Annotated in this window: 30 protein-coding genes and 1 riboswitch; of the genes, 16 read left to right on the forward strand and 14 right to left on the reverse strand. The window is 58.8% G+C overall.

Annotated features, from left to right (window positions below; all coding sequences use genetic code 11):
- Positions 1-12 precede the first annotated feature (12 nt).
- Together BVG12_RS02440 and BVG12_RS02445 are read left to right on the forward strand one after the other, a co-directional pair.
- Entirely contained in the window at positions 13-2,682 is a 2,670-nt protein-coding gene (locus tag BVG12_RS02440; protein ID WP_083684437.1) for a heavy metal translocating P-type ATPase, read from the forward strand.
- Positions 2,679-3,398: a ZIP family metal transporter gene (locus BVG12_RS02445; RefSeq protein WP_075791038.1), complete on the forward strand. Its 720-nt coding sequence runs from the start codon at positions 2,679-2,681 to the stop codon at positions 3,396-3,398. Before BVG12_RS02440 ends, BVG12_RS02445 begins: the two co-directional genes overlap by 4 nt.
- 324 nt (positions 3,399-3,722) lie before the next feature.
- Here the strand turns inward: BVG12_RS02445 and modC are convergent, their stop codons facing one another.
- The 3 genes from modC to modA are packed head-to-tail and all read right to left on the reverse strand — an operon-like array spanning position 3,723 to position 6,256.
- Positions 3,723-4,802: a molybdenum ABC transporter ATP-binding protein gene (gene modC, locus BVG12_RS02450; protein ID WP_075791039.1), complete on the reverse strand. Its 1,080-nt coding sequence runs from the start codon at positions 4,800-4,802 to the stop codon at positions 3,723-3,725.
- A 1-nt stretch (position 4,803) separates the two neighbouring features.
- Positions 4,804-5,481 carry a molybdate ABC transporter permease subunit gene (gene modB, locus BVG12_RS02455; protein ID WP_075791040.1) on the reverse strand — a complete coding sequence of 226 codons (678 nt, stop codon included), beginning with the start codon at positions 5,479-5,481 and terminating at the stop codon, positions 4,804-4,806.
- Positions 5,482-5,485: 4 nt separating this feature from the next.
- Positions 5,486-6,256 (reverse strand): molybdate ABC transporter substrate-binding protein, encoded by a 771-nt coding sequence (gene modA / locus BVG12_RS02460; protein WP_075791041.1) that lies wholly within the window; start codon positions 6,254-6,256, stop codon positions 5,486-5,488.
- Between the two features lie 201 nt (positions 6,257-6,457).
- Positions 6,458-6,520: riboswitch (Fluoride riboswitch) on the forward strand.
- Between the two features lie 83 nt (positions 6,521-6,603).
- On the opposite strand from modA, the gene BVG12_RS02465 reads away from it, so the two are divergent.
- Genes BVG12_RS02465 through BVG12_RS02485 form a run of 5 tightly spaced genes read left to right on the forward strand, consistent with a single transcriptional unit; the run spans position 6,604 to position 9,436 of the window.
- Complete coding sequence (locus BVG12_RS02465; RefSeq protein ID WP_075791042.1) at positions 6,604-7,917, forward strand: voltage-gated chloride channel family protein; 1,314 nt, start codon at positions 6,604-6,606, stop codon at positions 7,915-7,917.
- An 18-nt stretch (positions 7,918-7,935) separates the two neighbouring features.
- A complete protein-coding gene (locus tag BVG12_RS02470) occupies positions 7,936-8,265 on the forward strand; it encodes a DUF190 domain-containing protein (protein ID WP_229503966.1) in 330 nt (109 codons plus the stop codon).
- Positions 8,266-8,278: 13 nt separating this feature from the next.
- Positions 8,279-8,665 (forward strand): fluoride efflux transporter CrcB, encoded by a 387-nt coding sequence (gene crcB / locus BVG12_RS02475; RefSeq protein WP_075791044.1) that lies wholly within the window; start codon positions 8,279-8,281, stop codon positions 8,663-8,665.
- Positions 8,666-8,676: 11 nt separating this feature from the next.
- Positions 8,677-8,994 (forward strand): DUF190 domain-containing protein, encoded by a 318-nt coding sequence (locus BVG12_RS02480; protein ID WP_075791045.1) that lies wholly within the window; start codon positions 8,677-8,679, stop codon positions 8,992-8,994.
- 10 nt (positions 8,995-9,004) lie between these two features.
- Positions 9,005-9,436, forward strand: a complete 432-nt coding sequence (locus tag BVG12_RS02485) for an EamA family transporter (protein WP_075791046.1) — start codon at positions 9,005-9,007, stop codon at positions 9,434-9,436.
- A 33-nt stretch (positions 9,437-9,469) separates the two neighbouring features.
- Here the strand turns inward: BVG12_RS02485 and BVG12_RS02490 are convergent, their stop codons facing one another.
- From BVG12_RS02490 to BVG12_RS02525, 8 genes are all read right to left on the reverse strand, one after another.
- Positions 9,470-9,844 carry a winged helix-turn-helix domain-containing protein gene (locus BVG12_RS02490; protein ID WP_075791047.1) on the reverse strand — a complete coding sequence of 125 codons (375 nt, stop codon included), beginning with the start codon at positions 9,842-9,844 and terminating at the stop codon, positions 9,470-9,472.
- An 89-nt stretch (positions 9,845-9,933) separates the two neighbouring features.
- Complete coding sequence (locus BVG12_RS02495) at positions 9,934-10,266, reverse strand: YnfA family protein (protein WP_218921041.1); 333 nt, start codon at positions 10,264-10,266, stop codon at positions 9,934-9,936.
- A 102-nt stretch (positions 10,267-10,368) separates the two neighbouring features.
- Entirely contained in the window at positions 10,369-10,791 is a 423-nt protein-coding gene (locus BVG12_RS02500) for an EamA family transporter (RefSeq protein ID WP_075791048.1), read from the reverse strand.
- Positions 10,792-10,909: 118 nt separating this feature from the next.
- The gene (gene arsH / locus BVG12_RS02505; protein WP_075791049.1) at positions 10,910-11,626 is read right to left on the reverse strand and encodes an arsenical resistance protein ArsH; all 717 of its coding nucleotides are present in this window, start codon (positions 11,624-11,626) and stop codon (positions 10,910-10,912) included.
- Positions 11,623-12,045, reverse strand: coding sequence for an arsenate reductase (glutaredoxin) (gene arsC, locus BVG12_RS02510; protein WP_075791050.1), 423 nt, complete (start codon positions 12,043-12,045; stop codon positions 11,623-11,625). The genes arsH and arsC overlap by 4 nt, the downstream gene beginning before the upstream one ends.
- Positions 12,046-12,058: 13 nt before the next feature.
- On the reverse strand, positions 12,059-13,339 hold the full coding sequence (locus BVG12_RS02515) for an arsenic transporter (protein ID WP_075791051.1): 1,281 nt from the start codon (positions 13,337-13,339) through the stop codon (positions 12,059-12,061).
- Between the two features lie 86 nt (positions 13,340-13,425).
- A complete protein-coding gene (locus BVG12_RS02520) occupies positions 13,426-13,905 on the reverse strand; it encodes an arsenate reductase ArsC (RefSeq protein ID WP_075791052.1) in 480 nt (159 codons plus the stop codon).
- An 85-nt stretch (positions 13,906-13,990) separates the two neighbouring features.
- Complete coding sequence (locus BVG12_RS02525; RefSeq protein ID WP_075791053.1) at positions 13,991-14,335, reverse strand: ArsR/SmtB family transcription factor; 345 nt, start codon at positions 14,333-14,335, stop codon at positions 13,991-13,993.
- 272 nt (positions 14,336-14,607) lie between these two features.
- Here BVG12_RS02525 and pstS point away from each other — a divergent pair, with 272 nt between their 5' ends.
- Genes pstS through BVG12_RS33340 form a run of 6 tightly spaced genes read left to right on the forward strand, consistent with a single transcriptional unit; the run spans position 14,608 to position 19,779 of the window.
- Entirely contained in the window at positions 14,608-15,624 is a 1,017-nt protein-coding gene (gene pstS / locus BVG12_RS02530; RefSeq protein WP_075791054.1) for a phosphate ABC transporter substrate-binding protein PstS, read from the forward strand.
- Positions 15,625-15,680: 56 nt separating this feature from the next.
- Positions 15,681-16,667 carry a phosphate ABC transporter permease subunit PstC gene (gene pstC, locus BVG12_RS02535; protein WP_075791055.1) on the forward strand — a complete coding sequence of 329 codons (987 nt, stop codon included), beginning with the start codon at positions 15,681-15,683 and terminating at the stop codon, positions 16,665-16,667.
- Positions 16,664-17,524, forward strand: coding sequence for a phosphate ABC transporter permease PstA (gene pstA, locus BVG12_RS02540; RefSeq protein WP_075791056.1), 861 nt, complete (start codon positions 16,664-16,666; stop codon positions 17,522-17,524). Before pstC ends, pstA begins: the two co-directional genes overlap by 4 nt.
- 25 nt (positions 17,525-17,549) lie before the next feature.
- Positions 17,550-18,341: a phosphate ABC transporter ATP-binding protein PstB gene (gene pstB, locus BVG12_RS02545; RefSeq protein ID WP_370662855.1), complete on the forward strand. Its 792-nt coding sequence runs from the start codon at positions 17,550-17,552 to the stop codon at positions 18,339-18,341.
- 27 nt (positions 18,342-18,368) lie between these two features.
- Positions 18,369-19,073: a phosphate signaling complex protein PhoU gene (phoU, locus tag BVG12_RS02550; RefSeq protein ID WP_075791058.1), complete on the forward strand. Its 705-nt coding sequence runs from the start codon at positions 18,369-18,371 to the stop codon at positions 19,071-19,073.
- Positions 19,051-19,779, forward strand: coding sequence for a response regulator transcription factor (locus BVG12_RS33340; RefSeq protein ID WP_169926781.1), 729 nt, complete (start codon positions 19,051-19,053; stop codon positions 19,777-19,779). The genes phoU and BVG12_RS33340 overlap by 23 nt, the downstream gene beginning before the upstream one ends.
- Positions 19,780-19,845: 66 nt before the next feature.
- Here the strand turns inward: BVG12_RS33340 and BVG12_RS02560 are convergent, their stop codons facing one another.
- Complete coding sequence (locus BVG12_RS02560) at positions 19,846-20,355, reverse strand: arsenate reductase ArsC (protein WP_075791060.1); 510 nt, start codon at positions 20,353-20,355, stop codon at positions 19,846-19,848.
- Positions 20,356-20,367: 12 nt separating this feature from the next.
- Positions 20,368-20,889 carry an arsenate reductase ArsC gene (locus BVG12_RS02565; protein WP_075791061.1) on the reverse strand — a complete coding sequence of 174 codons (522 nt, stop codon included), beginning with the start codon at positions 20,887-20,889 and terminating at the stop codon, positions 20,368-20,370.
- Positions 20,890-21,147: 258 nt separating this feature from the next.
- On the opposite strand from BVG12_RS02565, the gene BVG12_RS02570 reads away from it, so the two are divergent.
- The 3 genes from BVG12_RS02570 to BVG12_RS02580 are packed head-to-tail and all read left to right on the forward strand — an operon-like array spanning position 21,148 to position 24,190.
- A complete protein-coding gene (locus BVG12_RS02570; protein ID WP_083684443.1) occupies positions 21,148-22,557 on the forward strand; it encodes an FAD-dependent oxidoreductase in 1,410 nt (469 codons plus the stop codon).
- 12 nt (positions 22,558-22,569) lie between these two features.
- Complete coding sequence (locus BVG12_RS02575) at positions 22,570-23,835, forward strand: MFS transporter (RefSeq protein WP_229503782.1); 1,266 nt, start codon at positions 22,570-22,572, stop codon at positions 23,833-23,835.
- Positions 23,836-23,863: 28 nt separating this feature from the next.
- Positions 23,864-24,190, forward strand: coding sequence for an ArsR/SmtB family transcription factor (locus tag BVG12_RS02580; RefSeq protein WP_075791062.1), 327 nt, complete (start codon positions 23,864-23,866; stop codon positions 24,188-24,190).
- An 86-nt stretch (positions 24,191-24,276) separates the two neighbouring features.
- On the opposite strand, the gene BVG12_RS02585 is transcribed toward BVG12_RS02580, so the two are convergent.
- Complete coding sequence (locus BVG12_RS02585; RefSeq protein ID WP_083684448.1) at positions 24,277-25,206, reverse strand: IS5 family transposase; 930 nt, start codon at positions 25,204-25,206, stop codon at positions 24,277-24,279.
- Positions 25,207-25,518 lie beyond the last annotated feature (312 nt).

The following is a 25,518-nucleotide window of genomic DNA, read 5'->3' on the forward strand; positions in this document are numbered from 1 at the left end:
GAAAGGAACTATATGAAAACCGCCGAGCGAGTCCGACTGGAACTGCCTTTGGTACTCCCAGAGATAGACGACCCGAACGACCCATGCATCGATCGGCTGATCGGTCTACTTGAGGGGCGCCCGGGCGTCGAGCACGTCCATATGAAAACGCTTGAGAATGCCCAACCTGTACTCTGTCTGCATTACGATCCCGCAGTGATCAACGTGTCGAGGTTACGTGACCTGGTGAGGGCGATTGGAGCGCGCTTGACGGAACAGTTTGCACATTACATCGGGCGCACGCCAGTGCCGCTGCATGCCCGGAGTGCCAGGGTGTTCGCTGATCGGCTGCGCCGGACCTCGGGTGTGTTGGAAGCAGAAGTATCACCGTCGGGAGCCATTCGCATCGAGTACGAGCGCTCTGCGATCACGCAGCGGGAGTTGGAGGAACAGATACGGTCGCTCGGCGCGGCGCTCGCGAACGACGCTTCTCCTGCCGAAAAACTCACTGAATCGACTGCCGCTACCGAGCAGCCCACGCATGGTCGCCATCAACACGAGCACGACAACCATGCCGGCCACGGTCACAAGCATGACGAAAAAGAAGGGAAAGCACATGCTCATGAGGACCGGGATGGCCACGCGGGACATGCACATTCCCACGGTGGGATATTCGGCGAACACACCGAATTAATTTTTGCTGTCCTTGCTGGTGTTTTCGTCCTGGCCGGCTGGCTGGTCGATCGGAGCGAATCTGCTCCTGACTGGGTATCGCTAGCGCTATATATCGGGGCTTACCTGTGCGGGGGCTTTTTTACTGCAAAAGAAGCCATCGAAAACATCCGTGAGCGCCGCTTCGAAATCGATACGCTGATGCTCGTGGCGGCAGTCGGCGCGGCGGCCCTGGGTAAATGGGCAGAAGGGGGCCTGCTTTTATTCCTGTTCAGTCTCGGTCACTCCCTGGAACACTTCGCCATGGGACGCGCACGCCGCGCAATCGAGGCGTTGGCGGAGCTCGCTCCCGAGAAGGCGCTGGTCAAGCGTGGCGACGGCACAGAGGAGGTTGCGGTCGAAACCCTCAAACCCGGTGACGTCGTGCTGGTGAAACCGAACGAACGGCTGCCGGCGGATGGTGTCGTGGTGAAGGGTACGTCCAGCGTGAATCAGGCGCCGGTAACCGGTGAAAGCGTTCCGGTCGATAAAGTCGCTGTGAAGGATGGTCAGGCGGCGATCGCTGCATTCGACCGCGTAGACGCAAGTAACAGGGTGTTTGCCGGCACCATAAACGGGGCTGGGGCGATCGAAGTCATGGTGGCGCGCCTGGCGTCACAGTCGACCATGGCGCGGGTCGTCCAAATGGTTGCCGAAGCCGAAGCCCAGCGCTCGCCCACCCAGCAGTTTACCGACAAATTCGAGCGCATTTTCGTCCCCGTCGTCCTCGCGCTGGTAGCGCTGCTGATGCTTGCGTTTCTCGTCGTCGACGAATCCTTTTCGGACAGCTTTTATCGCGCGATGGCGGTGCTGGTGGCGGCGAGCCCGTGTGCGCTCGCGATCTCTGTACCGAGTGCCGTTCTTTCCGGCGTCGCGAGAGCTGGGCGCAGCGGTGTCCTGGTGAAGGGTGGCGGTCCTCTGGAAAATCTCGGCAGTCTCAGTTCGATCGCCTTCGACAAGACCGGGACTCTTACCGAGGGGCGTCCCAAGCTCACCGATGTGACGACGGCTGGCGGTGTCAGCGAAGCCGAGTTGCTATCCGTCGTCGTGGCCGTCGAATCACATAGTGACCACCCCCTGGCTACGGCACTGGTGGAGGGCGGACGGCAACGGCTGCAGGCTGGCGGCCAAGTTGTACAAGCCGAAGACGTCCGCAGCATCACCGGCAGGGGTGTCCAGGCGATGGTCGATGGCGAGAAGACGTACATCGCCAAGCCGGTGTTTTTCAGCGAAATGGATGGCATGAAGATGCCACCCGAGCTAATCGACGCCAACGACAGCTTGGTCAAGTCCGGACGGACCACGATGGTTGTGCGAAAAGGGGACCGATTCCTCGGTGTGATCGGCGTAATGGATACGCCGCGTCCGGCTGCAACGGCAGTAATGGCCCAGCTACGTGAGCTGGGAATCGAACGGCTGGTAATGATCTCGGGTGATAACCAGCAGGTTGCCGATGCCGTCGCACGTACGGTTGGCCTGACCGAGGCCAAAGGCGACCTGATGCCGGAGCAAAAGGTCGAGACCATCAAGGCCTTGCGCGAGCGCCACGGCAAGGTTGCGATGGTTGGCGATGGCGTCAACGACGCCCCGGCAATGGCGAACGCAACTGTCGGCATCGCCATGGGCGCAGCCGGTTCGGACGTCGCGCTCGAGGCGGCCGACGTCGCACTCATGGGCGATGACCTCAGCCAGTTGCCATTTGCGGTCGGGCTCTCGAGGCGTACCAGACGGGTGATCAAACAAAACCTTTGGGTGAGCCTTGGCGTTGTCGCGGTATTGATCCCCGCGACGAGCTTCGGCCTAAACATCGGCACCGCGGTTCTGTTTCATGAGGGGTCGACCTTGCTTGTCGTGATCAATGCGCTACGCCTGCTGGCTTATCCAGGAACGCCTAAAGCAAGCGAGGGGCAGGAACCTGCTGCACGGGCTGGGAAAGATGCGGACATCTCTGTTGCCACGAAGTCGCCAGAGCCACCAAAGGTTTCGTCATGACTAGCCTGCTACCGAAGGTATTGACGTATGCAGCGTTTCCGGCTGTCGCCATAGTGGTCGGCTCCCTTATCGCAGCCATACGTGAGCCTGGCGCAGGCTTACGCAGTGGTGTTCAGCATTTTGCTGCCGGCACGGTGTTCAGTGTTCTCGCGGTCGAACTGCTTCCCGATCTGATGCATCGCCGGATGCCGTGGCCTACCTTGATTGGATTCTCGCTTGGCGTGGCATTGATGCTGACGCTGAAATGGATTGGCGACCGAGCGGAAAAGGCGGAAGGTGAGCGCAGTACACGCGGCCTGGTCACAGCCATGGGCGTGGATGTCGGCCTCGACGGCACATTGATTGGCTTATCCTTTGCGGCCGGAGCGAAACAGGGATTGCTGCTGACAGTGGGGCTGGTCCTTGAGCTGCTTTTCCTTGGGGTTTCCTGCGCGACCTCGCTTCGCAGTGCGGGAAGGGCCAGGTCCGTGATCATCCGAACGACCGCGATGCTTGTTGTCGCACTACTGGTCGGCGCTGCAGCCGGCGCAATTCTATTAAGTTCCGTCACGCCGGTCTATGTAGACGCCATGCTCGCTTTTGGCGTGGCCGCATTGCTGTATTTGGTGACTGAGGAACTGCTGGTCGAGGCTCACGAGGAAATCGAGACACCGGTGCAGACTGCAATGTTCTTTTTGGGGTTCATCCTGCTGTTTATCATAGACATGCTGATATGACGTTGCCACGAACTTCCGTCGAACTACTCGTCGGCAGAATTCACTGCGACGTCTCGCTGCGGCAAGGAATGCATCGGTCCGATTCGACCGCGAAGCATGGCCAAGCGAACGGCACCGCCAATAGCAAATACCGAGGAAAAGCAATGATAGACTACATCAAGGGCAATCTCGTCGAGGCACGTGTGACAAACCGAGATTATGTTTGTCAAACCGCAGATTCTGTTTGTCAAATTGCGTTGAATAAACCTTGGCGGCGCCCAAACTGGGTGCCGCATTGCCTGACTGCCGGCAACTTATACGTTGAGACTGCTTGGACTCTGCAGATCAGAGCTCGCGCCAATCCAGCAGTGCGACCGATTTCACTTGCACCCATAATGTTCGGCCGACGGCAACGTCGAGCGACGCGATCGCCCGTTTGGTGAGCCTTGCCAGCAACACTGACTCGCCGACACGCACGCGCACTAGGGCCGTGCCGGGGTGCTCATCATCTCCGATTGCCTCGACATGTCCGCGCAGCACGTTCTGGATGCTGCTGGCCCCAGGATGTTCAGCCAGGCTAACGTCGCGGGCCAAAATGCGCACGCGAACTTTGTGCCCGACCCCCAGGCCGGCATCCCTGGTCCACAGGTGCCCGCCCTGAAAATCGACACGCGCCAGATGCCAATCGCGATCCACCATGCCGACCGCTGCCTCCACAATCACACCGGCGTCCTCGCCCATGCGGATCGGCAGGTCGAAACTGGCGAGGATCTTGGCAAGGGGGCCATCGGCCAACACCTGGCCTTCTTCCATGACCACCAGATGATCAGCCAGGCGCGTTACTTCGTCGGGTGAGTGGCTGACGTAGAGGACTGGAATGTCCAGCTCGTCATGCAGCCGTTCCAGGTAGGGCAGTATTTCCCGCTTGCGTTTGACATCCAGCGCAGCCAACGGCTCGTCCATCAGCAGCAGGCGTGGTGCGACAGCCAGCGCGCGGGCAATGCCCACCCGCTGCCGTTCGCCGCCGGAAAGGCGCTCAGGCTTGCGATCCAGAAGATGGCCGATGCCGAGCAGTTCGATTGCCTGATCCAGGCCGATCGGCTGCGCCTTGGTGTTTCGCTTCATGCCGTAGCGCAGGTTGCCCACGACGGTCAAATGGGGGAACAGGCTGACCTCCTGGAACACGTACCCGATAGGACGCCGGTAGGGTGGCAGCCACGTGCCGGCGTCTTGCCAGACCTCGTCCTCGACAATGAGCCGACCCAGCGCAGGCTGCTCGAGACCGGCGATACATCGAAGGAGCGTCGTCTTGCCGGAACCGGATGTTCCGAACAAGGCGGTCACGCCCCGTCCAGGCAGCTTGATATCCACGTCGAGTATGAATTCTCTTCGGACGAGGCGGAAACGCGCTTCGATGGCGGTCACTTCATGTGCCCTTTCGGGAATGCGGCCGCCAGACGTACAAAGCCAGAAGTACGACGAACGAAAAGATGAGCATGACAATTGCGAGCCGGTGCGCTCGCATGTACTCCAGTGCTTCGACGTGGTCGTAGATAGCGACGGAAGCGACTCGCGTTTCACCCGGCAGATTGCCGCCGATCATAAGCACAACGCCAAATTCTCCGACCGTATGGGCAAAAGTCAGGATAAAGGCAGTGAGGAAGCCGGGTGCAGCCAGCGGTACCGCAATGGTGAAGAATGCATCCAGTGGTGAAGCGCGCAAGGTGGCCGCCACTTCCAGGGGCCGGTCTCCGACGGCCTCGAACGCCGTCTGTAGCGGCTGCACCATGAAAGGCATCGAATAGAAGACGGATGCCACGACCAGGCCCCAAAACGTGAACGGCAGCGGTGCCAACCCCAAGGCCCCCGTGAGTCGTCCGACAGGGCCGTTCGGCCCCATCGCCAGCAGAAGATAAAATCCGAGTACCGACGGCGGTAACACCAGCGGCAACGCGACAATGGCGCCGATCGGGCCTTTCCACCAGGTCCTGGTACGTGCGAGCCACCACGCGATCGGCGTACCGATCAGCAAAAGAATGCACGTTACCGTGGCGGCCAAGCGCACAGTAAGCCAGATAGCCTGCAGATCGCCTTGGGTAAGCATCCCATCATTTTCCGGTAGTCTCGCCAGGCAAGGCAAATCCGTAGCGGACCATGATGGCCCGTGCCGTCTTGCTGCCCATGTCATCGGAAAAACCGCGAGCCAGGGCGTTGTTTTCCGCGCGTTTGGTGACAATGAAGCCTTGCTCCAGCGGTTGATGCAGATTGTTGGGGATTAAGGCGTAGCCTCCACGTTTGGCCAGTTCAGGATTGACCGCCAACGACAAGGCGATGATACCGACCTGTGCGTTGCCCGTTTGTACGATCTGGGCCGTTTGGGCGATATTTTCGCCATACACGAGCTTGGGTTCGACCTTCTGCCAGAGGCCGGCGCCGCGCATCGCTTCCTCGGCGCGTGCGCCGTAAGGCGCGTGTTTGGGATTGGCAATCGCGATGCGGGTGATCGCAGGATCGGTCAGGGCCGCCAATGTCATTTTGGTCGCGTCCTGGGTCACGCTCCACAGCACGATACGGCCAACGGCATAGGGCTTGACGTCCGTGGCCGCGAGGCCGGCCTTGACAAGGGCTCGCGCGAAATCGATATCCGCCGAGAAGTAGAGATCGTAAGGTGCGCCTTGTTCGATCTGGGTGCGGAATTTTCCAGACGAACCGTAGATGACTTCCACCACATCGCCCGGGTGCGTCTTTCTGAAGGTCGAGGCGATCTCGTCCATTGCAAACTTGAGATCGGCCGCAGCTGCGATAGTAATCTTCTCGGCATGGGCCACTGATGCCATCAATACTAAAGAGGCGACCGAAATAAGTTGTGTGAGTTTCATTCTAGAAATTCTGTTTCTTTATCGCAAAATCACCAAGGATCGATGACGGTGAACCGTTAAGTCAAAATTGACATAACGCTTAGCATAATCGGATTTCGCCAGCAAAAACAGGAATGTTGAACAAAGCGAAGGCGCTCGTTCCCAAGGCAGCCCTTGGCAGCGGCTTTTCGAATTGACCCTTCGGGCCTCGGTCCTGCTACAATCCAGTCAGGAGATGGCATTCCTCCTTTAACCGCCCTTGGGGCTGATGATGCCTGCACAGATTCCCGGATTGGGAAGGTGTAGGTTCACGTCTGATCAGCCTTCTCCATGTCCGGGTTTGTGACCACACAAACAACAGGACATGCATGAAACCTTCTAAACGCCCCGAGCAGATAGACCTGCTGCCCTACATGGGCAAGTGGCTCTTGCTGGCCAGCGCAGTCGCCACGCTTGCCGGATCCGCCTCCGCGTTTTTCCTTTTCGCTCTCGAATGGGCTACCGCGATACGGGTTGGCCATCGCTGGCTGATCTGGCTGTTGCCGCTTGCTGGATTTGCAGTCGGGTTGCTGTACTTGCGCTTTGGCCAGCATGTCGAAGCGGGCAACAACTTGCTGATCGACGAGATTCACGATCCAAAGAAGGTCATTCCGCTGCGCATGGCTCCCCTAGTTCTGGGCGGCACAGTCGTTTCCCATCTCTTTGGCGCATCGGTAGGACGTGAAGGAACGGCGGTACAAATGGGGGGAGCGTTGGCTGACCAGTTCACCCATGTGTTCAAGCTGAAGCACGAAGACCGTCGCATCATCCTCATGGCGGGGATCAGCGCCGGGTTCGCATCCGTGTTCGGCACGCCATTGGCGGGGGCTATCTTTGGGTTGGAAGTCCTGGCGATTGGCCGGCTGCGCTATGACGCCATCCTGCCTTGCATGGTGGCGGCGATCGTCGCCGACCAGGTAGGGCTCCTCTGGGGTGTCCACCATACCCACTATGCCATCACTTCGATTCCGCCAATCTCTGCATGGCTTTTGGTAGCCATGATTGTCGCCGGAGCCATTTTTGGTCTGACTGGCAAGGTGTTCGCCGATGCCACGCACGCCTTGAGCGCCTGGGTCAAGAAACGGGTACGCTACGCACCGCTGCGGCCTGTGCTGGGCGGTCTTCTGGTGGCGAGCATTGCCTGGTTCTTTGGAGCGGATCGCTATATCGGCCTGGGCATTCCAACCATTGTCGAGGCGTTTCGTCAGCCGTTGGCCCCTTACGATTTTTTGGGCAAGATGGCATTCACGGTCGTGTCACTGGGTACCGGATTCAAAGGCGGCGAAGTGACTCCGCTGTTCTACATCGGGGCAACCTTGGGTAATGCCCTTGGTCCTCTCATGAACGTACCGATTCCATTGATGGCTGGCGTCGGCTTCGTTGCCGTGTTTGCAGGCGCCGCCAACACGCCGATTGCGTCGACCTTGATGGCGATGGAATTGTTTGGTGCCGAAGCAGGCGTTTACGCTGCGGTAGCGTGCGTCGTGAGCTATCTCTTCTCTGGGCATACTGGCATCTACCGTTCGCAGCGTGTCGGCCACGCCAAGCATCGTCACGCGCCCGAGGGTATCAAGCTGGGTGAGCTGCCTGTTTACCGGAAGGCGCAGTTCGAAAAAGCCCCGGCCGATACCGCTGAACCTTGAGGATCTGTTATGCATGACATGACCGCCCTACGCCTGTACTTTCCCCACTCGGCACGTGCCAAACCGACTCGCTTCTGGCATCGGCTTTCCGCCCCACAGTTAAGCACTTATCTGCTCAGCGCGGCGCGCCGAGACGGTATCCAGCAGGCCCTGCTGCATGGCGTCCAAGCAGGCTACCTGCCGGGCAACAAGCTCAGCCGCCACCACATCGAGTCCACACCCTCGCATCACCCACTTTGCATCGAATTGATCGATGCGGAGGATCGGCTTCGAAAGTTTCTTCATGCACACGCGGAAGAGTTGCGGCACGTTCGCGCCGTCTTGTTCCGCTGCGAACTGGCAATCTGAGAAGGGGCTTGCCATGATCCGCTCTTTGCTTGCGATATCGATCGGCGCTTCGTTGGGCGCCATCTCGCGTTGGGGCTTGGGCACGGCATTCAACGCCTTGTTTCCTACGATCCCACCCGGCACGTGGCTGGCGAACGTACTTGGCGGTTACCTGATGGGCGTCTCGCTCGCTTACTTTGGTCAGCATGCGAGCCTGGCGCCCGAGTGGCGACTGCTCGTTATCACAGGCTTTCTCGGGGGACTGACGACCTTTTCGACATTTTCTGGAGAGGTCACCGCATTGATCCAGCAAGGGCGCATGCTATGGGCTAGCGCCGCCGTCGTTGCGCATGTAGCCGGCTCCTTGGTGATGACGCTTCTCGGGTTGGCAACCGTCGCTGTTCTTAAACCTATGACGTAAAGGAGTCTGCCATGCAAGGCTATCAAATTACGTTCTTCACGCAGCAAGACCGCAAGCATGGGCATATATGCCTTGGCGATTGGCTGGTCAAGGAAGCGCGCAAGCTCGGGGTCGGCGGGGCGACACTAATCGCGGCATCCGAAGGATTCGGTCACGACCACAGGCTGCATTCGGCACATTTCATCGATCTGGCAGACCAACCGATCGAAGTCACGATGGCACTGAGTGCCGAGGATGTGGAGCGTTTATTTCAGCGCCTGCACGAGGAGCGAATCGATGTGTTCTATGTCAAGACGCCGATCGAATTCGGCATGACCAGCGACGTATAGGGGGCTCAGGATGACCTCCGGGAGCTGGTTTTATTGGGCGATCTTGTCCGCGTTTTTTGCGGCATTGACCGCTATTTTTGCGAAAATCGGCATCCAAGAGGTGGACTCCGATTTGGCCACCTTGATACGGACGGCGATCATCATCGTCGTTTTGTCGGCCTTCGTTGTTTGGGCCGGTAAATGGGCGAATCCCTTCGCGCTGTCCCGCAAAACCTGGCTATTTCTCGGATTGTCCGGCCTGGCCACGGGCGGATCATGGGTGTGCTATTTTCGGGCACTCAAAATCGGGGATGCGTCCAAGGTCGCGCCTGTAGACAAATTCAGCCTTGTCCTGGTTGCCATTTTCGCCTTCACGTTTCTCGGGGAACGGCCTTCGTTTCGCGAGTGGTCCGGGATTGCAATGATAGCGGGCGGTGTGCTCCTGCTTGCCCTCAAGCGATAAAGCAGGCATGTCTTAAGGCAATGAGGTTTCACGCTAACGGGAAGGGGTGCCGGCCAGTTCGCACAATGCTTTTAGTTCCGCTGCCGCCTCAGCGTTGAGACGTTGCTCCAGCGTGTCATACGCGGCGATTAGCTTCTTTCCCAATTCGGTCAAGGATGCGCCGCCGCCGCCTCTTCCACCTGTCGCGGTGTCCATGACCGTGCTCGCCAAGCTCTTGTTCAGGGAGTCGATGAGGAGCCAGGCACGCTTGTAGGGAACGTCGAGCGAGCGGGCCGCGGCTGAGATCGAACGGGACGCACCGACCGCCCGCAGCAGATCGATTTTGCCTGGACCGATCGCGATACTGTCCCCGATGTAGATGCGTGGACGAAGAAGAACGGCATGGGGAAGAACGGGTTCTTTGGTCATCGTTGTTCGTAAGCGAGACATTTCGGGCAGGCCGACTCCGTTGGCCTGAGTATCGTTTCCGGTGGCGTATGCTGCTCCTCACCTCATGGCTAGGGGGCGCGCCCCCAGCCGACGACGATTACCGTCATGCCGAACAAGGCGATCGCCGCGCCAATCCAGTCATACGTCGATAGCTTAACGCCGTCCACGAAACGCATCCACACGAGTGCAGTCGCGACATAAGCGCCGCCGTAGGCCGCGTACACTCTGCCACTGGCTGCTGGATGCAAGGTTAGCAGCCAGACAAAAAGTACCAGACTTGCGACGGCGGGAACTAACAACCAGGTTGAGCCTCCTTTACGCAGCCAGAGATACGGCAGAAAACAGCCGATGATCTCGGCAAGTGCTGTGACAAGGAACAGCAGGATAGTTTTCGACAGCATCGTTTCTCATGTCTACACGGACGATTCTGGATGATAACTGCCGTTCTACCGTCATGCAAACGGGTGTTCCTGCGAATACATCCAACGGAAATGAGGCAATTCTTATCCGCGTGAGATGACCAGAAGACCGGTCACGATCAGCAATCCGCCGAGCATCTTCGGCAGCGTGATTGCCTCATGAAGAATCCAATAAGAAAGAGCCAAGGCGATCACGACGCTGCCCTTATCGATCAGCGCGACTGTCGAGACGTTACCGGCCTTGATGGCTTTATAGTAGAAAATCCAGGACGCAGTGGTCGTGACGGCCGATGCACCCAGCCAGATCACATTCCTCCACGTCAGCAACTGCAGATCCTGTAGCGGCACCGTCAGGCTGGCAAAACACAGCATGAATACAAACACGAAGCAGGTTCGGACGGTGAGCCCGAGATCGCCGGAAATGCCAGCCAGTCCGAGTTTCGCGATGACTGAAGTGAACCCGGCGAATGCCATCGAGACGAAAGCATAGATGATCCAACGTTCCATATTTTCCATTCCGTATAGAGTAGACAAGATATAGTCCGTTACTGCTGGCCATCAGTATTCACGGTGCCGATTCATGACAGGCTCCGTGACTCGCCAGAAACGGAAGTTTGCGAGCACGTTATAATTTTTCGATCTGTCGATCGATCGCCTTGCGGGCACGCTCGTTGCGCTCGCTATAGCGGTCCGTCAGATAGTCGCTACGACCACGCATCAGCAGCGTCATCTTGTAGAGTTCTTCCATCACGTCGACGACGCGGTCGTAGTAGGCTGAAGGCCGCATGCGGCCGGCGTCGTCGAATTCCTTGTAGGCCATCGGCACCGAGGACTGGTTCGGGATCGTGAACATGCGCATCCAGCGTCCAAGCAGGCGCAGCGTGTTTACCACGTTGAATGATTGCGAGCCGCCGCAGACCTGCATGACGGCCAGCGTGCGTCCTTGGCTAGGCCGGATCGCGCCCATCTCCAACGGAATCCAGTCGATCTGGTTTTTCATCACCGCCGTGATCGCGCCATGGCGCTCGGGACTGCACCATACCTGGCCTTCGGACCATAGGCACAGTTCGCGCAGCTCGACCACCTTCGGGTGCGTCTCGGCCACGCTGCCGGCCATCGGCAGTTCCATTGGATCAAAGATTTTTACCTCGGCGCCGAAGTGCTCCAGGATGCGCGCCGCCTCCTCGGTAAGAAAGCGGCTGAAGGAGCGTTCGCGCAGCGAGCCGTACAGCATCAGGATGCGCGGCGGGTGGTTCAGATCGTCTACCGGTTCGAGCTTCTCGATGGTCGGCTGGTCCAACAGCTCCGGCTTGATGTTTGGGAGATTCGGAATATTAGTCATTTAATTCGCTTTCCTTCTGCATCGACAACAGGTTCGCCGTCCTCTTTCGTAAAGGCGCCGCGCTGCGGTACAGGCAGGATATCCAGCACGACCTCGGACGGACGGCACAGCCGTACGCCGGCTGGCGTGACCACGAATGGGCGGTTGATCAGGATTGGGTGGGCAAGCATGGCGTCAATCAACTGCTCATCCGTGGTCGCTGGATTGTCCAGGCCCAGCTCGAGGTAAGGCGTGCCTTTCTCGCGCACTGCGCCGCGCACCGCCAAGCCAGAGCGCTGAATCAGATCGACCAGCGTGATGTGGTCCGGCGGTTGCTGCAGGTATTCGATGACGGTGGGTTCGATACCGGCATTGCGGATCAGCCCAAGCGTATTGCGCGACGTGCCGCAATCGGGGTTGTGGTAGATCGTCACTTCCATTTTGGGTCCTTTCTTAGCTCAGGCGTATAGCCAGCGCGCTTAGGGTTACCAGGAGAATCGGCAGCGTCAGCAGGATGCCGATACGGAAGTAGTAGCCCCAGGAGATCTGGATGTTCTTGGCCGACAGCACATGCAGCCACAACAGGGTGGCAAGACTACCAATCGGCGTGATCTTCGGGCCGAGGTCGGCACCAATGATGTTCGCGTACACCATCGCTTCACGAACCACGCCTTGGGCCGTGGTGGCATCGATGGCAAGGGCGCCGACCAGCACGGTCGGCATGTTGTTCATGATGGAGGACAGGATGGCCGTGATAAACCCGGTTCCCAATGCTGCGCCCCAGATGCCGTGCTCGGCGCAGCGGTTGAGCAAGGCGGTCAGGTAATCGGTGAGGCCAGCGTTGCGCAGACCATAGACCACCAGGTACATACCCAACGAGAACACAACCACCTGCCACGGCGCCCCGCGCAGCACTTCGCGGGTCGAGATCCGGTGGCCGCGTGCCGCGACGGCGAGCAGAAGCACGGCGCCCACCGCGGCCACGGCGCTGATCGGGATGCCGACTTTGTCAAGTCCGAAGAAGCCGACGAGCAGCATCGCTAGCACCCACCAGCCGGTCACGAAGGTCGCACGGTCGTGGATCGCTTCCTCCGGGCGCTTGAGCTGGGCCAGATCATAGTCGGCGGGGATGTCCTTCTTGAAGAACCAGACCAGCGCAGCCAGGGTAGCGGCCACCGACACCAGATTCACCGGCACCATCACCGCGGCATAGCGTGCGAAGCCGATGTCGAAGTAATCGGCCGAGACGATGTTGACGAGGTTCGACACGACCAGCGGCAGGCTGGCGGTGTCGGCGATGAAGCCCGCCGCCATCACGAAGGCAAGCGTGGCTTTCGGCGAAAACCGCAATGCGACCAGCATGGCGATGACGATGGGCGTTAGGATCAGTGCCGCGCCATCGTTGGCGAACAGCGCGGCCACGGCCGCACCAAGCAAGACGAGAAGCACAAACAGGCGTCGACCGTTGCCGCCACCCCAGCGCGCCACGTGCAATGCGGCCCATTCGAAGAAGCCAGCCTTGTCGAGAAGCAGGCTGATGATGATCACGGCGACGAAGGCGCCGGTGGCGTTCCAAACGATGTGCCAGACAATCGGGATGTCGCTGACGTGGATGACGCCGGCCAGCAGGGCAACAATGGCGCCGGCTGATGCGCTCCAGCCGATGCCCAGCCCACGCGGCTGCCAGATGACAAAAGTAAGGGTGGCCAGGAAAATGAGAAATGCGGTAAGCACGAAAATCCTTCAGGCTGTCGTGGGCAGGGGCTCACGAAAAAGGCCGGGATCGTCGCCCCGGCCGTCGATGGTAATGTGGCGGTAGATCAGGCTTCGATATGGCCGATGCGGTCGAGCTCGGTCTTGAGCTTCGCGCGGTCGCCTTTCAGCTCGTCCAGCGGCAAGGCCAGGAACGCCTCGATACGTGCGCGCAAGATCGCATAGGCCTTCTCGAAAGCGGCGCTGATCTCTTCCTCGGTGCCGACGACATGGCTCGGATCTTCCACACCCCAGTGCGTGCGCAGGACCGGGCCAAGATACGCCGGGCAGGTTTCGCCCGCGGCGCTCGCGCAGACAGTTACCACGATGTCCGGCGTCACCGGCAGCTTGTCCCAAGACTTGCTGTAATAGTCCTCGGTCGAGATGCCTTTGCTGGCCAGCAGGGCCAAGGCCCGTTCGTTAAGCTTACCGGTGGGCTGGCTGCCAGCACTGATCGCATGCCAGCCAGCCGGCGCCAAATGATTGAAAACTGCTTCACTAATGAGCGAACGGCAGGAATTGCCAGTGCAAAGGAAAAGGACGTTCATAGGTCTCCTTGGACAGTAACGTGCGGCGAAGCTGACAGCTTAACCGCGAAGAAATAGGTGAGTAGAGTGACAGGCGCTTTAGGGCTTACGTTGAGAGCGCCTCAACTTCGCATGAATGGTCACACGCGGTCGTCTCGCAATGCTGGCCGCTGCAGCAGTTTTCAGTCAGGAAAGCCATCAGGGCGTTCATCGTGTTGAACTGCGCGGTATAGATGACGAACCTGCCCTCCTGGCGAGGTATGACCAGTTCGGCGTGGGTCAGCTCCTTGAGGTGAAAAGATAGGGAGGATGGTGGGATCCCGAGCGTTTCAGCAATCTTGCTGGCCGGTACGCCGTTATCAGGCCCGGCTTGCACTAAAAGTCGAAACACTGCGAGGCGAGAATCCTGAGCAAGAGCTGCCAGGGCAGCGAGCGCATTTTTGGTTTCCATTGTGTTTTAGCGAAAAAACAGCTTTTCATTGACGATGATTCCATTATAATCGAATCCTCGAAACACTGAAAGAAACCATTGAAGTACCTCTACCTTCGTCGACGCACGGTGGAGAAGATAGCTGCGTATGTGTACCTGGTCGCATTTGTCATTTTAATCACGCTTTACGAACTGGGCCTGCTCTAGTAGCTGCTGTCATCACCCCGTCATAAATTTATAATAAAATTCCATATTTCCACAACAATGGAAATATGGAATCTTTTCAAAAAGGGATGTTTATGAAATCTACTTCACGGTTTGCACTCGCCATCGCAACTTCCATTTTCGCACTGTGCGCGCATGCAGAGGAAATTACCGGGGCCGGCTCGACCTTCGTCTACCCCATCCTTTCCAAGTGGTCGGCAGACTACAGCGCGAAGACTGGCGTCAAGATCAATTACCAGTCGATCGGGTCGGGGGGCGGAATTGCCCAAATCAAGGCCGCCACAGTTGACTTCGGCGCATCCGACATGCCCATGAAGCCCGATGAGCTCGATAAGGTCGGACTGACGCAATTCCCAGTGATTATTGGTGGCGTCGTCCCAGTGGTAAACATGCCCGGCGTTGCGACCGATCAACTAAAACTTACGGGTCCTGTCCTTGCCGACATCTTCTTGGGCAAGATCAAGCGCTGGAACGATCCCGCGATTTCGTCCCTCAATCCAGGCGTCAAGTTGCCTGACGCGATGATCACTGTCGTGCATCGTTCGGACGGCTCGGGGACCACGTTCAACTGGGTCAACTACCTATCCAAAGTCAGCCCCGAGTGGCAGACCAAGGTTGGTGAAGGCACGTCCGTTCAGTGGCCGGCCGGCGTCGGCGGCAAGGGCAACGAGGGCGTCGCTGCTTACGTCAAGCAGATCAAGAATTCGATCGGCTACGTCGAGCTCGCTTACGCGATGCAAAACAAAATGACGACTACCCAGGTCAAGAACCGTGAAGGCAAATTCGTTTCACCGAGCCTGGAATCGTTCCAGGCTGCCGCAGCGAACGCTGAATGGGCCAAGGCCAAAGACTTCTATCTCGTGATCACTGACGCCCCGGGTCAAGCCTCGTGGCCCATCGCTGCGACCACGTTTGTGATGATGTACAAGATCCCGAAAAACGCCAAACAGAGCAAGTCTGCGCTGGACTTCTTCAAGTGGTCCCTCGAGCAAGGTCAATCACAGGCAAAGCAACTTGACTACGTCGCACTTCCCGATTCCCTGGTCAAGCAGATCGAGGCTTCCTGGAAGGCGGAAATCAAATAATCACCGGATCGACGCCGCAGCTTGATTCGCGGCGTCATATTGGAATCGCGATCAACATGAACACCTCTGTCACTAACGCGACAACGGCAGCCGCGCCCACGCAAGAAGCAGTCAAGGACGATGCGCGAGGCGACCGCATCTTCGGCTGGGCAGTCACCTTCGCAGCCGCTTTCGTCATGTTGCTGCTCTTGGCTGTCGCAGCCGCGATGGCTTGGGGCGGCCACCTCGCATTCCAGACATTTGGCTTGCGATTCCTGGTCAATGGCGAATGGGACGCGGTAGGCAAACAATTCGGCGCCATGGTGCCAATCATGGGCACGTTGATAAGCTCGGCAATCGCAATGTTGATCGCGGTTCCAGTCAGCTTCGGCATCGCTTTTTACCTGACCGAGATTGCGCCGACCTGGCTACGTGGGCCGGTCTCGACTGCAGTGGAACTCCTTGCAGGCATCCCATCCATTATCTATGGGATGTGGGGCCTGTTCGTGTTCGTGCCTTTCATGAGCGAGCACGTCCTGCCATGGCTGAACGACAAAGTCGGCTCTCTACCGGTCGTAGGTCCTCTGTTCGAGGGGCCGCCGCTGGGAATCGGCATGCTCACAGCCGGCATTGTGCTTGCCATTATGGTCATCCCCTTCATCTCGTCAATTATGCGCGATGTTTTCCGCACTGTGCCGTCAAGCTTGAAGGAGTCGTCATATGCGCTTGGCGCGACGACTTGGGAAGTGGTCTGGCACGTCGTGTTGCCTTATTGCCGATCAGCTGTCGTCGGCGGCATCTTCCTGGGTCTCGGCCGTGCCCTTGGCGAAACCATGGCAGTAACCTTCGTCCTTGGCAATTCGCACCAGTTGTCCTGGTCTCTGCTTATGCCGGGTAACTCGATCGCCGCCACGATTGCCAACGAATTTACTGAAGCGGATTCCGACATTTACCTCTCTTCTTTGATCGCGCTTGGTCTCATCCTCTTCGTGGTGACATTCATTGTGTTGGCTGTCGCTCGGCTAATGCTCGCCAATCTGCGCCGTAAGGAGGGAGCAGCATGAGTTTCCAAGTGATCCGTTACCGCCGCCGCACGGCTATCGACTTCGTGGCGAAAGTGCTCGGCACTGCCGCGACACTGTTTGGCTTGTTCTGGCTGGTCTGGATTCTGTTTACCACCGTGCGCTTCGGCATTTCTGCGCTGCGGCCGGAAATCTTTTACGAGATGACGCCCCCGCCCGGCGCCGACGGCGGCTTGGCCAACGCCTTCTTCGGCAGTTTGGTCATGAGCGGCATCGCCTTAATGATCGGCGCACCGATTGGTGTCGCAGCCGGTACATACCTTGCGGAGTACGCGCGTTCGAAGACCTGGCGCGAATCCATCCGGTTTGTGAACGATATATTGCTGTCGGCGCCGTCGATTGTACTCGGCCTCTTCATCTACGAGTTGGTGGTTCGGCAGCAGGGCCATTTTTCTGGCTGGGCTGGCGCACTGACCCTGGCCCTGATCGTCTTGCCGGTCGTGGTGCGCACGACCGACGAGATGCTCCGCCTGGTACCGCATGCGATGCGCGAAGCGGCCCTCGCACTCGGCATACCGCAATGGAAAGTCACTCTCCAGATCCTGTACCGCGCGGCACTTCCTGGTATCACGACCGGGATTTTGTTGGCACTGGCAAGGATCTCGGGCGAGACCGCACCTTTACTTTTCACGGCGCTGAACAATCAATATTGGACGAACAGCCTGAATTCGCCAACGGCCAGCGTGCCAGTCGTCATTTTTCAGTACGCAATGAGCCCATATGACGCTTGGCATTCCTTGGCCTGGGCAGGAGCGTTCGTCGTCACCATCTTCGTCCTGCTGTTGAGCATCGGATCGCGCTACATCTTGAAGAAGGCGCAAGGAGGTCAACATGGGTGAGCCCGGCAATGTCACGCAGTTCGCAATCGCAGCAACGAAGAAGGATCGGCAAAAACACATGACATCGACCAAGATCGCGGTGAAAAGCCTGAATTTCTACTACGGCACCAGCCACTCGTTGAAGGACGTGACATTGAGTTTCCCGCAGATGAACGTGACCGCTATTATCGGCCCTTCCGGCTGCGGAAAATCCACGCTGCTACGCGTCCTGAATCGGATGTACGCGACCTACCCCGGTCAGCGGGCGACGGGCGAAGTCATCCTTGATGGTGAAAATGTCCTGGATAAAAGCTATTCACTCAACCGATTGCGCAAAAAGGTCGGGATGGTTTTCCAGAAGCCGGTACCCTTTCCGATGTCGATCTACGAAAACATCGCTTATGGCCTGCGACACCACGAAGCGCTCAGCAAGTCGGAGCTCGATTTCAGGGTAGAGGAGGCACTTCGCGGCGCGGCATTATGGGATGAAGTCAAGGACAAGCTGAAGTCGAGCGGTCTTTCCCTATCCGGCGGCCAGCAGCAGCGCCTGTGTATTGCCCGCTCTCTGGCTGTGCGGCCTGAGGTGCTGCTGCTCGACGAACCGACTTCCGCGCTCGACCCGATTTCGACCGGCAAGATCGAGGAACTCATCGCGCAATTACGTGACCAGTACACGATCGTGATCGTCACCCACAACATGCAACAGGCGGCTCGCTGCTCGGACTTCACTGCCTACATGTATCTTGGCGAACTGATCGAGTTCGGCGAGACGGACGATCTCTTCATGCATCCAGTCAAACGGGAAACCCAGGACTATATCACCGGCCGTTTCGGTTGATGCTTGATACCTGACGGAGAACGTAATATGCAAGGTGAGCACTCCTCCAAGCAATATGATGCAGAGCTGGAGTCGATTCGCTCGGACGTCTTGATGATGGGTGGCATCGTCGAAGCCCAGCTCAGCGACGCGATGTGCAGCTTCAGGACAGGCAATCTGGTTCTGGCCGACGCGGTCATTCAGGCCGACTCAAACGTCAATCGCCTGGAAGTCCTGCTTGACGACGCCTGTAGCCACCTGATCGTCAAGCGTCAGCCGGCCGCGAACGACCTGCGCGCCGTGATCGGAACGGTCAAACTCATCACCGACCTGGAACGCATTGGCGATGAGGCAAGCAAAATTGCGCGGACAGCACAGCGTCTTCATCGGGACGCACACCGCGGCAGCTTCGATTACTATGCCCATATCCGTACACTGGGCGAAGGCGCCGCCAGAATGGTGAATCGCGCTCTGGACGCGTTCGCGCGTTTGGACCAGGAGCAGGCTCGAACGATCATCACAGATGATGAAGCTGTCAATTTCGAGTTCCGGACGGTCGCGCGCACTACGATCACATACATGATGGAGGATCCACGACTGATTTCCGGCGCGCTGGACGTCCTTTGGGTCGCCAAAGCGCTAGAGCGCATTGCGGACCATGCCAAGGGCATCGCCGAATACGTCGTGTATATCGTCGAAGGGAAGGATATTCGTCATATCGGCGGCACCCATGCAGAGCGAATCCAATCTTGACGCGACCCGAGCCATACCAACGGTACTTGTCCTGGGTACCGACCTGCATTTCCCTAGACAGCTGACCTCGTCTTTCGCAGCGGCCGGACTGGAACCCATTGAGGCACGCTCGGTCGTGGAATGCCGCGGGCATGCATTGCGGTTTAACCCAACTGTCATCCTGCTGGCAGGCTCGGCGGCGGATCCATGCTGTCTCGGTTTCCTGTCATCGGTACGAAGTGATAGCGCTTTGCGCGAGCTTCCTGTCGCGATTGTATGTCATCGATGTCCGCAACCGCTGCGACTGGCTGCGCTTGAGCGCGGCGCGGACCTATGTCTTGCCGATACGACCTCTGATAGGGAAATGACAGCGTGGGTAAACGCGCTACTGCGAGCGCCGTCGCTAACTCAATCCAATGCAGAGAAGATCGTACGGGGTCGGTTATCGCTGGACCCTATTAACTACATCACGATGTTCGATCAACGCGTCCTGAAAATTGGCCGGGCTGAGTTCAAGCTCCTCCTGTTCTTCGTGGAGCACCCGAATAAACCGTTTAGCCGAGAACAATTGCTCAAGTCAGTATGGGGACAGCAAGTTGCAATTGATGAGCGTACCGTCGACGTAAGCATCATGCGTCTTCGAAAAGCTTTTACAGGAGTACCAAACGGACTCCGAACCATACGCGGCATCGGCTACCAGTTCGAACCCGAAGAGCTACAGGCTTGATAGTCTAAGTCCGCAGCCGATTGCAAGGTCGGCATACCAGTCGGAAGAGCCGCTTAAGAAGCACCTTTATAGCTTCATTGTAGCGATCGCTCTAACCGCTTCGGTCCTGGCCTCCCAGTCGTCCATCCAATCCAACGGGAGCATGACGAGCTGCTCGACACGCTTGCGGATCTGCAGGAAGGTCCGGGAAAAGGCGGCGCGCTTCTCATCGTCCGTTCCTTTCACCTGGACTGGATCGGCATATCCCCAATGTGCGGTTGTCGGATGACCAGGCCAATGCGGGCAAGCTTCTCCTGCCGCGTTGTCACATACCGTGATGATGAAATCCATCTGGGGCGCCTTAGGTAACGAAAATTCGAACCAGCTCTTGCTGTTCATCTGCTCGGTCGGAAACCTTGGATCAAACTGCTTGATCTGCTCGATCGCGAAGGGGTTGACGGTTCCCGTGTGGTGGCTGCCGGCCGAATATCCTTTGAAACGTCCTCTGCTCAGAATGGTGACCAGCGCTTCGGACATGATGCTGCGAGCGGAGTTACCGGTGCAAAGGAAGAGGACGTTGTAGGGCTTCTTTGTCATCCGTCATCCACATCAAACAGTATCGGCAGAGCGAGACGAAGACTGACCGATGACGCTCAGCTCCTTCTGGATCGCCAGGCGGGACAGCTTCTCGAGAGGCAGCATCGAAAACATGTCGAGCCGATTCTTGATCTCGCGGCAGACCCGGGTGAAGTGTTGGCGTTGGGCTTGGTCATCGCCTTGAAGGGAAGCGGGATCCTCAAAACTCCAGTGTGCGGAAATAGGATGGCCAGGCCATCGTGGGCACACCTCTCCGGCTGCCTTGTCGCAGACCGTGATCACGAAGTCCATATGAGGAGCATCCGCTGTGGCGAACTCGTCCCAGCTTTTGCTGCGTAGGTCCTCGGTCGAGAAGCCGAACCGATCAATCTGCTCGATCGCCAGCGGGTGGACTACGCCGGTTGGATGGCTTCCGGCGCTGAATGCTCGGAACCGATGCGTGCTGGTTCCATTGAGCAGCGCCTCGGCAATGATGCTGCGGGAGGAGTTCCCGGTGCAAAGAAAAAGTACGTTGAAGATATGGTCATCGGTCATGGCGGCCTCCAGCGAAGTCGGAAATATATTGCGACACTTCTAATTATATCGAAATATCTTGACAGCTTGATGACACACGAATATTCTTCATTCGTCGAACAACGAATAAAAGCGGTTTCTCATAGCGCCAAGTACCCTTTGTGTGCTCCAGACCAAATGCCGGAATCAAATTCGTTATTCGGGCGAACAAGGAATTCGGAGCCGACGAGTGCTTTGGCTTAACTCATACAACGTCCAGAACAAGATAGGAGAGCGAACATGAACGAAGAAACTAAAAATGCCGCAAGAGTGGCAGTGCTCGGTGCCGGTCCAGTCGGCCTCGCTGCAGCCTCACACCTGCTTGAACGCGGCCTGACCCCACTGGTATTGGAGGCCGGACCCAGTGTCGGCGCCAACCTCGCGACCTACCGGCACGTGCGTCTTTTCTCGCCATGGCAGTACAATGTCGACAAGGCGGCCCGGCGCCTGCTGGAAGCTCATGGCTGGAAGGCCCCGGCCGATGACTCCCTGCCGACCGCCGGCGAACTGCTCGACGACTATCTGGCGCCGCTGGCCGGGACGCCCGGGATTGCGGCCAATCTGCGGCTCGGCCATCGCGTTACCGCCATCACCCGCATCGGCTTTGACAAGGTCAAGACGAAGGGCCGCGAAGGCGCTCCCTTCCTCATCCGCGCCGAGACGGCCGAGGGCCCGCGCGAGTACCTAGCCAGCGCGGTGATCGACGCCACTGGCACCTGGTCGCACCCGAACCCGCTGGGCGCAGATGGTATTCCGGCGCTGGGCGAAGCCGCGCTGGCTGCGCGCATCGATTACGGCATGCCCGACGTGCTTGGCGCCGCACGGGAGCGCTTTGCAGGGCGGCGCGTACTGGTCGTGGGCGCCGGACACTCCGCGGCCGGCACGCTGCTCGCGCTTGCCCAGCTGGTCCAGGACCATCCTGGGACCAGCATCGTGTGGGCGACGCGCGGCAGCCAGCTGGCCCGAGTGTTCGGTGGCGGCGAAGCCGATGGCCTGCAGGCGCGCGGCCAGTTGGGGATGCGCCTGAAAGCTTTACGGGATGCAGGCGGCCTGGAGCTCCACCAGAATTTCCGTATCCAGGAGCTGGTCGAGGTCGACGGAAGGGTTCGTGTCAACGGAGATCCGGTCGGCGGCTCGGTACCGGTGATCGACGGGATCGACCGCATCGTCTGCTCGGCAGGCGCCCGGCCCGATCTCGCGCTGACCCGGGAACTGCGCGTACGCCATGACCCGTGGCTCGAAAGCACCGATGCCCTGGCACCGCTGATCGACCCGAACGAACACAGCTGCGGCACCGTCCGCCCACACGGGCACCGCGAGCTGGCGCACCCGGAGCACGGCTTTTACGCCGTCGGCGCAAAGAGCTATGGCCGTGCGCCGAACTTCCTGCTGGCAACCGGGTACGAACAGGTCCGTTCGGTGGTCGCAGCCCTAGTGGGCGACATGACGGCGGCTGACGATGTGCAGCTTGACCTTCCGGAAACGGGCGTCTGCAATACGCGCCTGGCGTACGAGGATGTTGCGGTCGAGCCGATCACCTCCTGCTGCAACGTGCCTGCCGCAACTGCCGCTGCCTGCTGCGTGCCCGCTCCAATGACGACCGGCGCCTGTGGCTGCAGCAAGCCCAAGGAAACGAGCTGCTGCGCTTGATTTGAACGCAATTTGAACGACCTGCCGCCGGCGCGTGCTGGCGGCGTCATCCTGGAGTTGATCGTGCATCAGCCATCGAAAACCGTCGGCATTCTTGCCGTTACCCAGATCATTTCCTGGGGATCGCTTTTCTACGCCTTCAGCATCGTTGCGCCCGATATCCAGCGAGACCTTACCCTTGGGCCGGAACTGGTATTCGGCGCCTTTTCCTGGGCACTACTTGCTGCGGGGCTGGTCGCGACACCGGCCGGGATCATGCTGGACCGCTACGGTGGCCGTTACGTCATGGCGACCGGTTCGCTCCTGAGCTTCCTCGGATTGGTCTGGCTCAGCCGGTGCGAAGATGCCGCCTCTTACTATCTCGCCTGGTCGCTGATCGGCGTGGCGATGGCTCTGACGCTCTATGAGGCCGCTTTTGCAACGATTAACCGCAAGCTCGAGACCGGCTCAAGGCAGGCGATTTCTACCCTGACGCTGTTCGCCGGCTTTGCCAGCACCTTGTTCTGGCCCTTGACCGCCAAACTCCATACGATGCTCGGCTGGCGTGATACCTACCTGTGGTATGGGGTTGCGCAGCTTGTCGTGTGCATGCCGCTGCATCTCCTGCTTGGCACAGATCGCGCTCGCTCCACTGGAAAGCAGCATGCCAGCATGGGCCGGAGTCATACCCTGGCGGAAGCCTTGCGGCATCCCGCATTCTGGCTGCTCGCGGCCGCATTCTCGGCCAACCAATTCATCTTTTCGGCAATGGCCGCCCACCTCATCCCGTTGCTTGAGCGTCTGGGCCAGTCGACGGCAGTGGCAGTGTTACTGGCTGCGCTGGTCGGCCCGATGCAGGTGGCAGGCCGTGTCGGGGAAATGACGCTTGCACGTGACACGCCGCCGCAAACGGTGGGCAAGCTGACCTTTGCCATGCTGCCTGGCGCCTTGCTCGTGCTCCTGCTTTTCGGTTCGGCAGGATGGGCGGTCGCCGTATTTTGTGTCCTCTATGGCCTGAGCAACGGCATCCTGACGATCGTGCGCGGTTCGATTCCACAGGTAATGTTCGGGCGCGAGAACTATGGTGCGATCTCCGGCGCCATGGCCGGACCTTCACTGCTGTCGAAGGCGGCCGGGCCGTTGGTCGCAGCGGCGGTCCTTCGCCAGGGCGGCGGTCCTGTGGTGTTGCTGTCCGCGCTGCTGGCGGTTTCGCTCGCCTCGCTCGCGTTTTACCTGCGTGCAGTTACGGCCGAACGGGATTTGCAATCCGCAAAGCCTTTTGACAAGAGCACGGTCTAAGGTCTATTCTGCGTTCGGCAAACAACGAATGAGCTACATGTCAAAGTCCTGCTGTCCACCGGTAACCCCTCGCGAGCGCGCTACGGAAATCGACGTCGATGACCTGGCGCGCATGTGCAAAGCACTCGCACATCCTGCCCGTTTGCAGTTGCTCCGGCACCTGATCGATCACGGCGAGTGCTACTTTGGGAGTCTGGCTGACGTGCTGCCCTTGGCGCCGTCGACGATCTCCCAGCACGTCTCGATCCTGAAGGAGGCGGGTCTGATCGAAGGTTCCTCGGATGTGCAGAGGGTTTGCTATTGCGTCAACCAAGAGCGCCTACGACAGCTCAAACTTGCGATTGAAGATCTCTAGCCGATAGCGTTGAATAATCGCTAGACTGCATCGGCTTTGTTGAGCAAATCGAGCGAAGGCCGAGCTGACGCTATTTGTAGTTCGTTTTATAACACTGGGACCGTAATCGGCGTACCCAGCCGAGTAAAGCGGTTCAGCACGGCAGCTCGCACCTGCAGTTCGGCGACCTGACGGTCGAAGTCGCGTGCCATGACACGTTCGCCCAGCAGCTTGAAGCAGCGCATCTTGGTTTCAACAAGGCTGCGCCGGTGGTAGCCGCTCCATCGCTTCCATATTGCCCGTCCCACCCTTTTTGTCGTCCGCAGGATATTGTTACGTGCATCGGCACCGCAGCGGTTTGCCTTCCAAGGCTTGGCGTTCTTGCGGGTCGGGATGATGGCATGCGCGGCGCGCAACGCGATGGCTTCATGACAGTCCTTGGTGTCGTAGGCACCATCGCCACTGACGCTGGCAATCTTCTCGTCTGCAGGAATCTGATTCAGCAGCACTGGAAGGACAGGCGCGTCGACGATACTGTTGTCGGTCACCTCGATGGCCCGGATTTCAAGCGTGGACGCGTCAATCCCGAGGTGCACCTTGCGCCATTGGCGACGATAGTCCGCACCATGCTTCTTCGTCTTCCATTCGCCTTCGCCCAGCATCTTAATGCCCGTGCTGTCCACCAGCAGATGCAAACCCGTCGTGGTCGGTACAGCGCCGATGGCCACCTGCAGCGTCTTCTGCCGACGGCTTACCGTGCTGTAGTCCGGCACCGGCCAGTCAAGTCCCGCCAGGCGCAGCAGGCTTTGCGTCATGCCCATGGCCTGGCGCAGCGGCAAATTGAACATGCACTTGATGCTCAGGCAGAACTGGATAGCCTGATCGCTGAATGTCTCGCTGCGTCCGCGCTTGCCGCTCGGCTGACCATGCCAGTTCATCTTCGGATCAAGCCAGATGAGCAGCGAGCCACGTGCCTTGAGAGCTTCGTTATACGTCTTCCAGTTGGTAGTACGGTACTTCTGTGGAGCCGGTTTCATCCGCTTAGGCTACCAGACCTACCGGTTCTACGCCGGCCGAGCCTGATTTGCGCAACAAAGCCGCCATGACGGTCCAGCTGCCCTATCGGACGAGCACTATGCTCCCTGTGCTGGTTCTTACTTTAGGTCGCGCAGTGGTTGGGCACAAGGGTGCGTTCGACTGGTGGTACTGGTATCGGCCACTGATGGTCGCCGACTACTGTTCTGAGCGGTTGCATGCCTTAACTTGACAAACATTGACGGCACGTCAACAGGGCACCGGACCACCGCAGAGCGAAATTTGACAAACATTGACGAACCAGTAACATGCCT

This window comes from Massilia putida, assembly GCF_001941825.1.
GTDB lineage: Bacteria > Pseudomonadota > Gammaproteobacteria > Burkholderiales > Burkholderiaceae_D > Telluria > Telluria putida.

Coding starts and splice junctions, on each gene's coding strand:
- BVG12_RS02440 (WP_083684437.1), top strand. CDS start 13: ATGAAAACCGCCGAGCGAGTCCGACTGGAACTGCCTTTGGTACTCCCA.
- BVG12_RS02445 (WP_075791038.1), top strand. CDS start 2,679: ATGACTAGCCTGCTACCGAAGGTATTGACGTATGCAGCGTTTCCGGCT.
- modB (WP_075791040.1), bottom strand. CDS start 5,481: ATGCTTACCCAAGGCGATCTGCAGGCTATCTGGCTTACTGTGCGCTTG.
- modA (WP_075791041.1), bottom strand. CDS start 6,256: ATGAAACTCACACAACTTATTTCGGTCGCCTCTTTAGTATTGATGGCA.
- BVG12_RS02465 (WP_075791042.1), top strand. CDS start 6,604: ATGAAACCTTCTAAACGCCCCGAGCAGATAGACCTGCTGCCCTACATG.
- BVG12_RS02470 (WP_229503966.1), top strand. CDS start 7,936: ATGACCGCCCTACGCCTGTACTTTCCCCACTCGGCACGTGCCAAACCG.
- crcB (WP_075791044.1), top strand. CDS start 8,279: ATGATCCGCTCTTTGCTTGCGATATCGATCGGCGCTTCGTTGGGCGCC.
- BVG12_RS02480 (WP_075791045.1), top strand. CDS start 8,677: ATGCAAGGCTATCAAATTACGTTCTTCACGCAGCAAGACCGCAAGCAT.
- BVG12_RS02485 (WP_075791046.1), top strand. CDS start 9,005: ATGACCTCCGGGAGCTGGTTTTATTGGGCGATCTTGTCCGCGTTTTTT.
- BVG12_RS02490 (WP_075791047.1), bottom strand. CDS start 9,844: ATGACCAAAGAACCCGTTCTTCCCCATGCCGTTCTTCTTCGTCCACGC.
- BVG12_RS02495 (WP_218921041.1), bottom strand. CDS start 10,266: ATGCTGTCGAAAACTATCCTGCTGTTCCTTGTCACAGCACTTGCCGAG.
- BVG12_RS02500 (WP_075791048.1), bottom strand. CDS start 10,791: ATGGAACGTTGGATCATCTATGCTTTCGTCTCGATGGCATTCGCCGGG.
- arsH (WP_075791049.1), bottom strand. CDS start 11,626: ATGACTAATATTCCGAATCTCCCAAACATCAAGCCGGAGCTGTTGGAC.
- arsC (WP_075791050.1), bottom strand. CDS start 12,045: ATGGAAGTGACGATCTACCACAACCCCGATTGCGGCACGTCGCGCAAT.
- BVG12_RS02520 (WP_075791052.1), bottom strand. CDS start 13,905: ATGAACGTCCTTTTCCTTTGCACTGGCAATTCCTGCCGTTCGCTCATT.
- BVG12_RS02525 (WP_075791053.1), bottom strand. CDS start 14,335: ATGGAAACCAAAAATGCGCTCGCTGCCCTGGCAGCTCTTGCTCAGGAT.
- pstS (WP_075791054.1), top strand. CDS start 14,608: ATGTTTATGAAATCTACTTCACGGTTTGCACTCGCCATCGCAACTTCC.
- pstC (WP_075791055.1), top strand. CDS start 15,681: ATGAACACCTCTGTCACTAACGCGACAACGGCAGCCGCGCCCACGCAA.
- pstA (WP_075791056.1), top strand. CDS start 16,664: ATGAGTTTCCAAGTGATCCGTTACCGCCGCCGCACGGCTATCGACTTC.
- phoU (WP_075791058.1), top strand. CDS start 18,369: ATGCAAGGTGAGCACTCCTCCAAGCAATATGATGCAGAGCTGGAGTCG.
- BVG12_RS33340 (WP_169926781.1), top strand. CDS start 19,051: ATGCAGAGCGAATCCAATCTTGACGCGACCCGAGCCATACCAACGGTA.
- BVG12_RS02560 (WP_075791060.1), bottom strand. CDS start 20,355: ATGACAAAGAAGCCCTACAACGTCCTCTTCCTTTGCACCGGTAACTCC.
- BVG12_RS02565 (WP_075791061.1), bottom strand. CDS start 20,889: ATGACCGATGACCATATCTTCAACGTACTTTTTCTTTGCACCGGGAAC.
- BVG12_RS02570 (WP_083684443.1), top strand. CDS start 21,148: ATGAACGAAGAAACTAAAAATGCCGCAAGAGTGGCAGTGCTCGGTGCC.
- BVG12_RS02580 (WP_075791062.1), top strand. CDS start 23,864: ATGAGCTACATGTCAAAGTCCTGCTGTCCACCGGTAACCCCTCGCGAG.
- BVG12_RS02585 (WP_083684448.1), bottom strand. CDS start 25,206: ATGAAACCGGCTCCACAGAAGTACCGTACTACCAACTGGAAGACGTAT.